The sequence below is a fragment of the Bacillus cereus group sp. Sample62 genome, from assembly GCF_036851315.1.
GTDB classification, from domain to species: domain Bacteria; phylum Bacillota; class Bacilli; order Bacillales; family Bacillaceae_G; genus Bacillus_A; species Bacillus_A wiedmannii.
This window is the reverse complement of the sequence record NZ_JAFLPK010000001.1, coordinates 2,028,743-2,041,977: the sequence shown is the minus strand read 5'-3', so window position 1 is coordinate 2,041,977 and position 13,235 is coordinate 2,028,743. Positions and strand designations below refer to the sequence as shown.

Here is a 13,235-nt window from a genome sequence, read left to right as displayed (position 1 = left end):
AATTACATCGTAAAAAGTATGACTCCATCTAAAGTTAGCTAAACATATAATAAGGTAGACTAATTATACTTCCAAATAAATAAGTTGACCCTTATAATCAACTTATTTACCTACCTTCTCCTAATTTCACCTGCATATTTACTTGCATTTTATTTAACAGCTTCTCTAAAACTTGACGCTCTTCTTGATTAAAGTCGTCAACTAACGAAGCGCAAGATAACCAAAAAGTTGGTAAAGAGTGCGTTACTAATTCTTTTCCTTTCGAAGTAATTTTCACTTTTAACCTTCTTCGATCTTCAGAATGATGAAATCTTACGATTAACTCTCGTTTCTCCATCCAATCTAACAAGCCAGTGACAGAAGCACGTGTTATCCCTAATCGACTCGCAATATCAGAAGGACTCATATTCACTTCTTCCCCATTTGATTCCATTTCACGTAAAATAAACAACAGTAAAAAATCTAATTTACTTTCCGATATACCAAGCGGAGCTAAATCTAGGTCAACAGCATCAAGAACATTATCAGACGTCCATAACATTAACAAACCAAGTTTTGCTGCGATTGGATCCGTATCCGCTGATGCTGTCTTTTTTATTAACTCTGTATACGGCCCAATCCCTAAAGGAAGAGAATCATTTTTTGAACCCATTTATCTTCACTCTCCTTTCTCTTCAATTAATTAGCTTACCTAACTACTTTTTCATTATACTCACATTTTTACTTTTATTGCAAGAATATTGTTAAACAAAAAATCCTGTCATGAAAACAGGATTTTTCAAACTGACTAGCTATTATCTTTCAATAATACGAAACTCCTTTAAGGCAAAGGAAATACCACCTTCACTCGCCTTCTTTGTAACGAAATCAGCTTTTGTTTTTAGTACTTCTCCGCCATTCCCCATCGCAATTCCTAATCCTACATACTGCAACATCTCTATATCATTTCTACCGTCACCAAAAGCAACCGCTTCTGATTTACAAATGTTTAAATGCTCCAATACTTTTTGAATTGCAGTTAGCTTCGATACTTTATTATCTTCCAATACATTTATGACATAACCATGAAAACGCTCAAACGTAAGCATAGGATATCTCTTAAGAAATTTTCGAGCTTCTATTTTATCCGCATACAGACATAAACAATAGATTTCTTCAGATAAATCCTTGCTTTTTTCAGGATACTCCTCTAAATTTAACGTCTCGCTAAGCGCTTGCATTACACGCTCATTATCTGAGGCTATTCCGTTCATTTCAAAATCCTCTGTAAAATAAGAAATACCGTGACCATGTAATGCAGCAAACTCTGAGATATCATGAACGATTTCACTTGAAAGTACTGATTTATGTAGAACTGTTTCCTCACACTTAATATGTGCACCATTTGCAGAAATAAACGTATGTATGCCTAGTTCCTTAAATTGCGAACATAAGCTATATGGTCTCCCTGTGGTAACAACTACGTGAATCCCTTTATCTATTAATCTTTGTATTGCTTCTTTTGTACTTTCGTGCATACTTCTGTCAATCTCACTTAAAAGAGTACCGTCAACATCAAAGAACACTACTTTGTACATAGGTCTTTACACCCCGTTCAAATGATTCGTATCATTAATAAAATGTACCGTTTTTTGTTCCCCATCAATTTCAATTAAACTTATTCCCGTATCTCCCATTCTAAAATAATAATCCATTGAAATTGGCATTTTGAAAAACGCACGTAATAGACTATTTATTACACCACCGTGTGCAACGATTGCAATTCGGTCATATGTATTCTCTGTCACGATTTTAGAAAAGATTCCTTCTATTCTCATTCTAAATTCAATAAATGATTCCCCATTTTCAAAACGGTCATGAAGAAACTTTGGCTCTGAATATTTCTTTGCTTCTTCAAAAGATAAGCCTGCTTGCACTCCGTTATTAAACTCCATTAATTCCTCTTCTAGTTGAATTGGGCATCCAATTCCTTCAGCTAACGTTTCACCAGTTTCACGAGCACGCTTTAATGTACTTGCCCAAATGAAATCTGGTGGAAAATCTGCTTTCACTTTCTGTACAAGCCTTTGCACTTGCCATCTTCCATTTTCTGTTAATTCAAAGTCAGCTCGTCCTTCATGTACATGTAAAATATCTGCTTCGGATTCACCGTGACGTATTAATAATATTTGCAATTGTTTCCCACTCCCTTGTTTAATATCCACAAAATTCCATTATATCATATTTTAAATTTTCTTTAACAAAATATATTACTTTGACAGTTTTTTAACCCGTCTAGTAAACGTGTTATTCCACTTAACAATTCCAAACACTCTAAACTTATAATTCTTTGAAAAGTGACAAACAAAAAAGCCCTATCCAAAATGGCAAAGGACTAATATTTTTTATCCTACTCAAAAATAAAAAGAGAAATGGCATCCCATTTCTCTTTTTCACTCTTATTGTTCTTTTGGTGTATCTGAAGAAGGCAATTTCTTCGCTTGTTTTTCTTTAAAGATTTCTCCAATTGCCCCGAGAGTACCAAGTGTTTCAATTGCATTAGACGGAATAAAGACTTTATTTGCTGGACCTTTTGCAACCTCAATCAATGATTCAAATGATTTATAAGCAAGTACGCGTTCATCTAAATCTGCTGCACGAAGTAATTCAATTCGATTTTGTTCTGCTTTTGCAATTTCCTCAATCGCTCTTGCTTCCCCTTGCGCTTCTAGTTCTTTTGCTTCCTTTATACCTTCAGCTTCTCGAATACGTGCTTCTTTATCACCTTCAGCCATTAAGATTTTACTTTGCTTTTCACCTTCAGCACGAAGGACTTTATCTTGTTTTGCAGCTTCAGCTTCTAAAATGATCGCACGTTTATTACGTTCTGCTTTCATTTGTTTTTCCATCGATGCTTGCACATCTTTTGGCGGATTAATATCAACAACTTCAACACGTTCAATGCGAACGCCCCATTTTTCTGTTGCTTCATCAAGTGCTAAGCGAATTTCTGTTGAAATTTTTTCACGACCAGATAACGTTTCATCCAGTTCCATTTTACCAATGATTTGACGCATCGTTGCAGAAGTAATATTACGAACACCATATTCATAGTTCGAAATACCATATGTCGCAAGTTCTGGTTCCACAATTTGATAGAAAATGATTGTATCAATTTCTACTTGTACATTATCTTTCGTAATTACCTTCTGTGGTGGTACATTCGTTTGTTGAATACGTAAGTCATGATATACACGAACACGGTCTACAATTGGTATTAATAAATTTAATCCCGGCTCCATAATACGCTGAAACTTACCAAATCTTTCAACGACTCCAACTTTTTGCTGTGGAATAATCTTAATTGTTAATGCGATAAATGTAACAACAATTAGTGCGAAAATAATCGTTAATGTTAATGCTACTGCCATATTTATTCACTCTCCTTTTTCACTTGTAATATAGTACTATGCCTCTTTATAACAATAACTTTTTCTCCAGCATCAATTGGATCATCTGCAATAGCTGTCCAAGTATCTCCATCCACCTTCACAATACCATTCGATTCACTTGTAATCGCTTGCATAACAATACCTTTTTTACCGACAAGCAAATCTACTGTATCAGTAAAACCTTTTGCTTCTCGAAAGTTTTTTGAAATTCTTTTCGTAAAGAACGTCAATGTTAAACTTACAATCGCACCAGCAACAACTTGTAACAGTAGTGCTTCAGGAGCAAACAAAGCAATTAGACCTCCGACAACAGCTCCAATTCCAAGCCAAAGCATATAAAACGTAATCGACAACATTTCCGCAATAAATAAAATACCAGCTATTATAAACCATATTACCCAAGCAGCCATATACAACCCTCACTTTCTTTCTCATTTTCTATATGTATATGAAGAAAAGAATGGTTTATCCGCCCTTTCTTATACCGGGGCATTTACTACAAGCTATTGTACATATTCACTGTTATAAAAAGCATTAATAAAATACTATATTAATATATTCTTCATTATACATGAAAATCCCTTTCAAAAATCGACAAAAAAATGAAATTCTTTCGAAAATTTATTTTTCAATTTATAATTATTTTAACTACTAAAATATTATTTTTTAGGAAGGTGGTGTGCTTGTTGCAAAATCGTTCACTAATTTACTATTTAGGCTCTAAAATATGCATTACTCTCGCTGACATCGTATACATCATGATTATTACAACTCATATATATATCACAACGAAATCAGCTACATTAACCGCTCTTTTTCCATTACTCCAAGTGATAACTAATCTTATAGCAAATACATCTGCACCACTTATAATGAATCGTTTTTCATCTTATTCCTTACTTTTTACACTACAATGGACAAAAACTGCTCTATTATTTTTATTAATGATATTATTCCCAGCCCTGTCCACAAACATTGTAGCACTATTCATTTTTTTCATTTCTTTATGTAGCGGCTGGAACGCACCGTTATTATACGGTATCCTTCCTCGCCTTACACGAAAAGAACAATTAGTAAAAGTAAATAGTATTTTTTCCTTTTCCATACAAATTGCGCAAGCCGCTGCTTATTCATTTACAAGTGTTATTGTTCTTCTTATCGGCGCTACTTCTACACTCATGATAAATAACATTTTGATGATTTTTGGGTGTGTTGCACTACACGTTTCATTACGTTCCATACATACTGAACGAGTAATTGAACCTTCTTCTTCAAAAGGCGCTGCTTTACTGGAAGGTTGGAAACTCTTATTTCAGAACCCTTCTCTCCGTACCGTTACATGTATGGACTTAATTGAAACTTTCGCAGGGACAATATGGATCGGTGCTATTACGATGGCTTATGTAACAACTGTCCTTCATAAAGGCGAAGAATGGTGGGGATATATTAACACAAGTTATTATGTAGGAACGTTAATTGGCGGGATATTAGCGTGGAAAATGAGTACATACATTCAAAACAATTTAATACGCTCCATGGCGATAGGCTCTCTTATGTTTAGTATTCTTACATTTTTATATGGTATGACAAGTAGCGGGTTTATTGCGCTTTTTCTATGCGTTCTAATGGGGCCATGTTATCAAATTAGAGATATTTCTCAAACGACAGTGTTACAATCTAGTGTTCCCCCTACTTTATTATCAAAAATGTATACAGCTCATGGTGCACTCCTCTCGACAGCTTCTGGTCTTTCTATGCTTAGCGTTGGAATTATTACCGACCTGTTCGGTGTTCGAACTATTTATATTCTCGCTTCTATCCTTATATTGTGCTCTGCTTGTTTATCTTTTAACTTATTAAAATATGATAAGACAGCGCAAAAAGATATTTCACTTTAATTAACAAAATAAATAGGACAGGAATTCCTGTCCTATTTATTTTATTCATGATAAGTTAGGGATTTTCCGATGCTTTGTCGCTTGTTCAAAAGCGTATGCTAGTTTAATCAAGGTCCCCTCAGAAAAAGCAGTGCTTGCAAGAGTAATTCCAAATGGTCTCCCGCTTTCCATGTATCCCGCAGGTATTGCTATAGACGGATAACCTGCTTTCGCACTTATAGTAGAACCTATATAAGAAGGGAACAGTATCGCATCAAGATTATATTTTTCCAACGCAAAATCAATGCCTTGTTCTTGAGAAAAATATATATCTTCTAATCTTGCGTTTAAGTATTCAGGATTTCTTAATGTATTAGGAAAATCTTTTCTTATTTCTAATTTAGTTTGTCCATATTTCAAAGCTCTTTCTGCTATGTTTTTATTAAACTCCATTAATTCCGAAATAGAATGTACCGGAATAGTTGAAGGTAATTTAGAAAGATAGTTATCTAGACTATGCTTTAGTTCATATAGCGATACTCCCCAACTCCATTCCCTATGAAAAGATGGAATATCAATATCTTCTACTACTGTCGCTCCCTCACTACGCAATACTTCAATCGTTTTCTTAAACAATTTTTCATCATACTCACCAGTTTCATAATAATCTTTTGGAGCATTGCTATATACACCAATCTTTGCTCCATTTAAACCATTGTCATCAAGATACTTTGTATAATCATGTTCTGCTTTACCTTCACTTTTATGAGTAGCTACATCCTTCTCGTCTAACCCAGTTAAACTCCCTAGCAAAATAGCCGCATCTGTTACCGTTCTAGCAAATGGTCCCGCTGTATCCTGTGAATAAGTAAGCGGAATAATTCCCCTACGACTAATTAGACCAACAGTCGGTTTAATACCTACTACAGAGTTTTGAACAGCTGGACTCAATATAGAACCATCTGTTTCCGTTCCAACAGATACTACTGTAAAATTAGCGGCAACTGCTATGGCAGACCCTGTACTTGAGCCTCCAACAAACATATCATCCTCACCTGTACCGTATGGATTTATTGTTTGCCCACCTCTTGCACTATATCCAGCCCACATGTCAAAAGACATTCCATTTGCTAATTCTGTCATATTTGTTTTTCCTATTATCACCGCTCCTGCTTCTCGCAGTTTCGTAACGAGAAATGCATCTTCACTACTAATATTTTGTTCCAGGGCAATCGTACCTGCACTTGTATGCATAGAGTCATTTGTTTCAATATTGTCCTTAAGTAAAACAGGTATACCATGTAATGGTCCCCGTCCACCTTTTGTCTTTCTTTCATAATCTAACGCTTCTGCAATAAAAATAGCGTCTGGATTGATTTCTAAAATAGAATTGATTTTTGGTCCTTCTTGATCATATTTCGCGATTCTATGAAGATAATACATAACTAATTCTTTTGAAGTTAATTGCCCAGCTTCCATCGCTACTTGTATATCATGAATTGTTAATTCTCTTTGTAATCGTGCATTGAACTGAATCTCCATCTTCATTCTCCTTCTTTAAAAGTTTTTATTGATAACGTGTATCTATTACTTTTTCATTTTCTCCGCTCCTCGCATATACAACTACAATCCCTTTCAAAGAATTCAACTTACCAATGTAAAAACCTTTTATTTCCTGAAAAATAAAAAAAATCTGAAACGAATAAATTTCCGCATCAGACTCTTTTATTACTTTGCATATACCTCATCTAACAAATGTAAAAACTCCCCTTGTTTTCCGGCTAATGCAGGGCATTTTGCAATATCAATCCATTCGTAGCAAAATACTACTCCTTGATCTTCCTCACCGGCACTTACAATATGTTCCCAATCATCTTTTACATCTGTTAATAACGTTACGTGGAAAAAATGACGCTTTTGATATTCCTTTTTCTCTTTCACAAGTATGATGTAATCGGCTAGGAATCTTTCTATGCATAAATGACGTAATCCAGACTCTTCCTGTACTTCACGTAAAATTGCTGCTTCTAACGTTTCCCCTTCGTCAACTGTTCCCCCTGGTACTTGTATACCAGCTTCAGGTATATTACGATGTTTAAAAACAAGCAGTTGCATAACTCCTTCTTTTTCTCTTGTCACATATGCGTGTACTTTTTTCTTATATAACCCCGTCATAATCCTTCTCTCCCCTCAATTGCTCACTGCGTTACTTCTTCAAGCGTCAGTTGATTTTCATATAAATATGTAGCTTGTGGGTTACCCACATACCTTACGTGCCATGGTTCATATCGATAGCCCGTAAGCGATTCTTTCTCTTTTGTATATCGAATGACAAACCCAAATTTATGGGCATTTTCAGACAGCCACTGCCCTTCTTTCGTTTCACCAAAAATTGTCTCTAGCTGAAACTTCGCAGATTGAGATGTAATATCCATAGCAAGCCCTGTTTGATGTTCACTCGTTCCAGGAACTGCACTCGACATCGCTGTTTTTGCTTCTCCATCTTGTTTTTTATACATCGTATTTAATGCTTTTTGTCGATCGAAAGATCTAAATCCAGAGACCGCAAAAAGAAAAACACGCTCCTTATCAGCTTGCTGAAACATTTCCTCAAGCGCCCCTGCTGCCTCTTTTCTCATTTTTTTCTTTTCTTGATCACCTTCACTAGAGTAACGTACTTTCGGAATAACTAAATCTGGCGGTCTATACCCATCTGGTAAACGCCTATTTTTATTCACAAGCACAAACATCGAATTCGGATTACTAATTACGGCAATATCACCATCCATATTCGCAATCGTTTCTTTCGCTTTCGGAAATATGTTATTTACATTTACCTCGCGCGCCTGCTTATCCTTATACATTTTATAATTGATTCCTGCTACTCCAACAATGAGTATCATCGCTACGATACCAAGTAGTGTCCATCTTTTTTTCATATAACGACCTCTTATTTTAATAATTTGGCCATTTCATACTCATCGATGGTCTCTCCATCGATAATAAGAGCAGCTCTTTTGACACCTTCTTTCTCAAATCCAGCTTTTGTATATAGTGCCTGAGCTCTCGTATTGTGGGCCATTACCGTTAATTCTAAACGCCATACATCATGTAATCTTGCCCACTTCTCAGCCTCTTTAAACAATCTCGTCCCAATACCTCGCCCGCTATACTCTTGCAAAATACCAATTACAATACCTGCTACATGTCTTTTTCTTTGAATATGATTTCCATTCACTAAAATAAACCCTACTATTCTCTCATCTTCAACTGCTACCAATATCGTTGCATACTTATTTTCTATAAAGCGATGAATCATCTGTTCTTGTTGCTCCGCTGTAAATTTTCTTTCTCCTGGTTCATATAGCATAAATTTCGTTTCTTCATCTAATTGCTTACTTAATTGCAAAAATGGTGCTGCATCTTCTATTTTGATCTCCCTAATCATTTCTATCACCCTACCAGTTTTATAATAAAAAGTTTTCCTTGTAAAAAGATTTTCTCTACTTTCCCGAAAATCCCTTTGTAAATTTCCCAGTATAATTTGACAAATTTCGATATTACCATAACAACAATAAATTATGTCTATTCTATGACATCTCATCATTACAAAGAAAAAACGCAAGCTTTACACTCACGTTTTTTCAGACTCTCCCATAAATTTATGTTTCATTTTATCCATTCACCTTTTCCGCCTGCCAGAAATATTCACCAAACGCTTTAGCAAGTACATCAATTGATCGATTTAGTTCTTCCTCTGTATTATCTACGCCACCAACTTCAATTAATATCGCTTGCCCTGATAAGTCTTGATTGTAGACACCATTTCCTGTTTGGAATCCTTTTTGAATGACACCACGACTCACCCCTGGATATTTCTTATTAATTTCCTCATGAAGAGCTGTTGCTAATTGTAAGTTCTTTTCATAATTTTTATTGCCTTTCCCTATTACGAAAGCAAGCTTTGCATATGATTTATCTCCAATTGCTTTTGTCGTGACATTTTTCCGAGCACTATCACGATGCAAGTCAAAGAAGTACTGCAGTTCTTTATTGCCTGTCATTGCTTCTTGTACAATTTCCCGTGACACTTTGTAAGAACTATTACTATTTAACCCTTTACTAATCAACTTTTGGCCGACATCAGTCTTGTCGTTAGTAGCTCCTATCCCTTCACTTTCTAATTGTTCACGAAATCGATCGCCCACTATTGAAATATTAGTGACGGAACTTGTTGCTTTATTCGGATTTGGATCGTTTGCTAAATTTAATAACGGCAAATAAGATTCCCAACTATGCGAATGATAAATAAGCGCAACTTGTCTTTTTCCTGTCGTTTGAGCCGGTTGCTTTTTCTCTTTGTTCGTATCTGGCTTTTGAGCCTGTCCACCTTCACCAGTCCGTTCTTTTACTACTTCTTCAAGCGGAACGCTCGACTCTATCGGTAAGTTAGAATAATTTGTCCCTTCACCCGCAATAACAATTTCTGTATCGTACTTACCAAAACCAGGTAGCTCTTTGCCGACAAAACTGCGTACATCATTAAACCGAATATTCGTAGCCATAGAAAAGAGAAACGAAGAAATTGAAAAATCTTGATTTAAATTTCGATACTCCTGTGTAAAATAATGATTCTCTTTCCCAAGAACGTACATGTAACCATTCATCGATAACTCATTTAACCAATTATATAAATACGTTGACTTTGTTTCTTTCATAGAGGTTACCATCATACTAATAAGAAAAAAAGTCGCTAGTACTGTAGTAATAATAAATAAAACTAACTTACGTACACTTGTGAACTTCACATAAAAAAAGCCTCGATTCATACTATCACCCTCTCTATTTCAAGTTATGTACAAGCTCTAGAGAATAGACCGTCTAAATTCCGGCTATATTGTTAATGAGGTGAAATGAATTGAAGCTACTAATAGGAACATTACCCATTGTACTATCATTTATTTTTTATTGGCTTACTAAGCATCCTACAATCCGTGTTGCGTTACATATTTCAGCGTACTTAGCACTTTATGTACTCGGTACAATTATTTCTATTAATATATATGACGTTTTAATACAAGATTTAGTTTTTATGACAAGCATTCATGGAATTTTACTAAATCCATTTTTTCTTATATCAGGAGCGTATATAGGAATATACACCTTGTACCTAATCTTGTCTTACATTATTACGAAAATAAAAAATGAAGCGTAATGAAATGCAACCACCATTCATTTGCCATACATGCAAAAAAAGAATTGCGCGAAAGAAAGATCTTATTACTGCCACATCGTACTTCCGCTTATACTTATTTCACGGGGATTGTTTTAAACGACAGCAAGTGTTTATCTCACGGTTTATCCCTGTGAATACGCTTTTTAATTTCTTTCTTATTATATATGGACTTATTTTTGGCAGCATGCTTATGATTACAGAACCATCTATTATTTGGGTGATTTTCTTATTTCCCATTTTATACCAGCTTCTTTCCTATTATTATGTTGAACGTTTTTTCTCTACATAACGTGCAGACTGTCCTCTAGGAATACTTAAACATTCCCACTCGTTTTCTTTTAACATTTTACCAATGTAAGTAATCTGTCCAATATGCAAAGCATAATGAGAAATTTGTCTTTCAATTGCTTGCATAACAGTATGTGCTTCACCGCGAATATATATCGTCTGTAATAAATGTTCAGGCGTTAGCACATGCATCGTATTAAAAACATATTCCCATCCTTCATTCCATGATTTGAGTACCTCTTCCTTAGAATGATAACCAGCTTCAAATTCAGCATCTCGGTTACGATCTATTTTTTCACCATCAGACGTTAAAAAGTCCGTCCATCTAGAACGCATATTACCATGCAGATGCTTTATAATAACCGCTATACTATTTGTTGCTTCATGAGAAGACCATTCGATTTGTTCATATGATAATTGAGAAAGCACCCGTTCACCTTGCTTCTTTGTTGCTTCAAAATTTGATATGACACATTGTAAATATTCTCGTCCAATATCCATATTCCCCCGCCTTTACACTAACTAATTTTCGTTCCATTTGGTAATTCCATATTAGGCTGTAGTAATACGACATCACCATCTTCAGGTACTCCGCCTAAAACAAGCACTTCTGATTTAAATCCAGCTACACGTTTTGGCGGAAAATTTACAACAGCAACGATTTGCTGACCGATTAAATCTTCTGGGATATATCTCTTCGTAATTTGAGCACTCGACTGCTTAATTCCAAGCTCTCCAAAATCAATTTCTAGTTTAATTGCTGGAACTCTAGCTTTTTTAAATTCCTCTGCATGTGTTACAGTTCCAATTCTTACATCCAAAGTTAAAAAATCTTCAAGATTAGCCATTTTATCATTCCTCCCAATTATTACTTAGACAAAATGCAAAAATCACCTTTAAAAAAAGAAAGGCGCCTAAGCACCTTTCTTTTGTAATTCACTTGATTCATTTGATTTATAGAAGAAGAAACCGAGAATCCCGCCAATACATGATGGGATTAACCATCCTATTCCTTCTTTATATAATGGTAGCATTTGTAATACGTTAGAAATCGCGTCAATTTGAATGTTCGCACTTTCTAAACCGTTAAAGAAACTAATTAACAATGCACCTAAAATAGCTCCAATATAAATGGTATTACGCTTCCCTATCCATTTATGGAAGTAAGAAAGTACGATTAATACGATTGCAACTGGATAAATGATCATTAACACTGGTAAAGTGACTGCAATTAATTGTGTTAAACCTAGGTTAGATACAATTAAACTAAACACACATACCATCGTTACAATCGTTTTATGCGAAAGTTTTGGGAATATATTTGTAAAGAAGCCAGCACAAGCTGATGTTAATCCAACAGAAGTTGTTAAACAAGCAAGTATAATAACAAGTCCTAATAAAATTTTACCACTTGTTCCATATAACTCATTTACAACATTCGTTAAAATAAGTCCACCATTCTCTGATACACCAAGTGATGTACTTGTTGAACCAAGATAAGCAAGTGATAAATAGATTAACGTTAAACCAAGTACAGCAATAATACCTGATACTACTGTTATTTTTGCAACTTCACTACTCTCTTTTATCCCTTTAGAGCGGATAACTTGTACAACGACAATTCCAAATACAAGCGCACTAATTGCATCCATCGTTAAATATCCTTGAATAAATCCACCAAAGAAAGCATTTTCTTTGTATGCCGCTAGCGGTGCAGCTGGTTCTCCAATCGGATCAATAATTGCCTTTCCGACAATAACAGCAACAATCAACACTAACAATGGTGTAAGAAATTTCCCGAACCAATCCACTAATTTAGATGGATTTAATGATAAATACCACGTTATTCCGAAGAAAACTATTGTGAATAGAAATAGCATATACCATTCTGAAACCATTGCCTCTGATAAAAACGGCTTCATACCCATTTCAAATGAAACGGCTCCCGTACGCGGAATCGCGAAAAATGGTCCAATCGCTAAATAACTAATCAATGGGAAAATAAACGCAAATACAGGGTGAACTCTAGAAGATAGCGCTTTCAAGTCCCCCTCTACAAACGCGACAGCTGTTACAGCTAATAGGGGTAATCCGACTCCCGTTACTAGGAATCCAATTGTAGCAATCCAAACATTCTCTCCAGCTTGTTGTCCTAAAACTGGTGGGAAAATTAAATTTCCTGCTCCTAAAAATAGTGCAAATAACATTAAACCAATTGCTACCGTATCACCTGGCCCTAAACGTCCCTTCATACTTTTCATTTGCATAGCACTTTTTCATTGTTTTTCTCTATTTTCACAATATGCTATGCATCCTCCTCTCTGCTCAAGATGATAAAATATGCCCCTTACAAAGCAGTGTCTTTCTCCATAATTTCTCCATTCCCCTTATTCTTACTCTAAC

Annotated in this window: 16 protein-coding genes; 3 read left to right on the top strand and 13 right to left on the bottom strand. The window is 35.2% G+C overall.

Annotated features, from left to right (window positions below; genetic code table 11):
- Nucleotides 1–106: 106 nt before the first annotated feature.
- The 5 genes from J0835_RS10340 to J0835_RS10320 all read right to left on the bottom strand — a co-directional run bounded on the left by J0835_RS10340 (nt 107) and on the right by J0835_RS10320 (nt 3,841).
- The gene (locus J0835_RS10340; protein WP_000534966.1) at nt 107–652 is read right to left on the bottom strand and encodes a MarR family winged helix-turn-helix transcriptional regulator; all 546 of its coding nucleotides are present in this window, start codon (nt 650–652) and stop codon (nt 107–109) included.
- 142 nt (nt 653–794) lie between these two features.
- Nucleotides 795–1,577 carry a Cof-type HAD-IIB family hydrolase gene (locus J0835_RS10335; RefSeq protein WP_087980908.1) on the bottom strand — a complete coding sequence of 261 codons (783 nt, stop codon included), beginning with the start codon at nt 1,575–1,577 and terminating at the stop codon, nt 795–797.
- Nucleotides 1,578–1,583: 6 nt separating this feature from the next.
- Nucleotides 1,584–2,174, bottom strand: coding sequence for a histidine phosphatase family protein (locus tag J0835_RS10330; RefSeq protein ID WP_087980907.1), 591 nt, complete (start codon nt 2,172–2,174; stop codon nt 1,584–1,586).
- Nucleotides 2,175–2,438: 264 nt separating this feature from the next.
- A complete protein-coding gene (locus J0835_RS10325; protein WP_000257391.1) occupies nt 2,439–3,410 on the bottom strand; it encodes an SPFH domain-containing protein in 972 nt (323 codons plus the stop codon).
- A gap of 2 nt (nt 3,411–3,412) precedes the next feature.
- Nucleotides 3,413–3,841 (bottom strand): NfeD family protein, encoded by a 429-nt coding sequence (locus J0835_RS10320; RefSeq protein WP_087980906.1) that lies wholly within the window; start codon nt 3,839–3,841, stop codon nt 3,413–3,415.
- A gap of 276 nt (nt 3,842–4,117) precedes the next feature.
- Here J0835_RS10320 and J0835_RS10315 point away from each other — a divergent pair, with 276 nt between their 5' ends.
- Nucleotides 4,118–5,329 carry an MFS transporter gene (locus J0835_RS10315; protein WP_140386804.1) on the top strand — a complete coding sequence of 404 codons (1,212 nt, stop codon included), beginning with the start codon at nt 4,118–4,120 and terminating at the stop codon, nt 5,327–5,329.
- A 45-nt stretch (nt 5,330–5,374) separates the two neighbouring features.
- Here the strand turns inward: J0835_RS10315 and J0835_RS10310 are convergent, their stop codons facing one another.
- The 5 genes from J0835_RS10310 to spoIIP all read right to left on the bottom strand — a co-directional run bounded on the left by J0835_RS10310 (nt 5,375) and on the right by spoIIP (nt 10,137).
- The gene (locus J0835_RS10310) at nt 5,375–6,850 is read right to left on the bottom strand and encodes an amidase family protein (protein ID WP_087980904.1); all 1,476 of its coding nucleotides are present in this window, start codon (nt 6,848–6,850) and stop codon (nt 5,375–5,377) included.
- Between the two features lie 186 nt (nt 6,851–7,036).
- Nucleotides 7,037–7,483: an NUDIX hydrolase gene (locus J0835_RS10305; protein ID WP_087980903.1), complete on the bottom strand. Its 447-nt coding sequence runs from the start codon at nt 7,481–7,483 to the stop codon at nt 7,037–7,039.
- Between the two features lie 23 nt (nt 7,484–7,506).
- Nucleotides 7,507–8,247 carry a M15 family metallopeptidase gene (locus tag J0835_RS10300; RefSeq protein WP_087980902.1) on the bottom strand — a complete coding sequence of 247 codons (741 nt, stop codon included), beginning with the start codon at nt 8,245–8,247 and terminating at the stop codon, nt 7,507–7,509.
- An 11-nt stretch (nt 8,248–8,258) separates the two neighbouring features.
- Entirely contained in the window at nt 8,259–8,756 is a 498-nt protein-coding gene (locus J0835_RS10295) for a GNAT family N-acetyltransferase (protein ID WP_087980901.1), read from the bottom strand.
- Nucleotides 8,757–8,982: 226 nt separating this feature from the next.
- Entirely contained in the window at nt 8,983–10,137 is a 1,155-nt protein-coding gene (gene spoIIP / locus J0835_RS10290) for a stage II sporulation protein SpoIIP (protein ID WP_087980900.1), read from the bottom strand.
- An 89-nt stretch (nt 10,138–10,226) separates the two neighbouring features.
- On the opposite strand from spoIIP, the gene J0835_RS10285 reads away from it, so the two are divergent.
- Together J0835_RS10285 and J0835_RS10280 are read left to right on the top strand one after the other, a co-directional pair.
- The gene (locus J0835_RS10285) at nt 10,227–10,523 is read left to right on the top strand and encodes a hypothetical protein (RefSeq protein ID WP_087980899.1); all 297 of its coding nucleotides are present in this window, start codon (nt 10,227–10,229) and stop codon (nt 10,521–10,523) included.
- Between the two features lie 4 nt (nt 10,524–10,527).
- On the top strand, nt 10,528–10,833 hold the full coding sequence (locus J0835_RS10280; protein ID WP_140386809.1) for a permease: 306 nt from the start codon (nt 10,528–10,530) through the stop codon (nt 10,831–10,833).
- Here the strand turns inward: J0835_RS10280 and J0835_RS10275 are convergent.
- The 3 genes from J0835_RS10275 to brnQ4 all read right to left on the bottom strand — a co-directional run bounded on the left by J0835_RS10275 (nt 10,806) and on the right by brnQ4 (nt 13,084).
- On the bottom strand, nt 10,806–11,333 hold the full coding sequence (locus J0835_RS10275) for a DUF1572 domain-containing protein (protein ID WP_087980897.1): 528 nt from the start codon (nt 11,331–11,333) through the stop codon (nt 10,806–10,808). The genes J0835_RS10280 and J0835_RS10275 overlap by 28 nt on opposite strands.
- Nucleotides 11,334–11,350: 17 nt before the next feature.
- Nucleotides 11,351–11,680, bottom strand: a complete 330-nt coding sequence (gene csaA / locus J0835_RS10270) for a chaperone CsaA (protein WP_087980896.1) — start codon at nt 11,678–11,680, stop codon at nt 11,351–11,353.
- Between the two features lie 66 nt (nt 11,681–11,746).
- Nucleotides 11,747–13,084 (bottom strand): branched-chain amino acid transport system II carrier protein BrnQ4, encoded by a 1,338-nt coding sequence (gene brnQ4, locus J0835_RS10265; RefSeq protein ID WP_395940783.1) that lies wholly within the window; start codon nt 13,082–13,084, stop codon nt 11,747–11,749.
- Nucleotides 13,085–13,235: the final 151 nt, after the last annotated feature.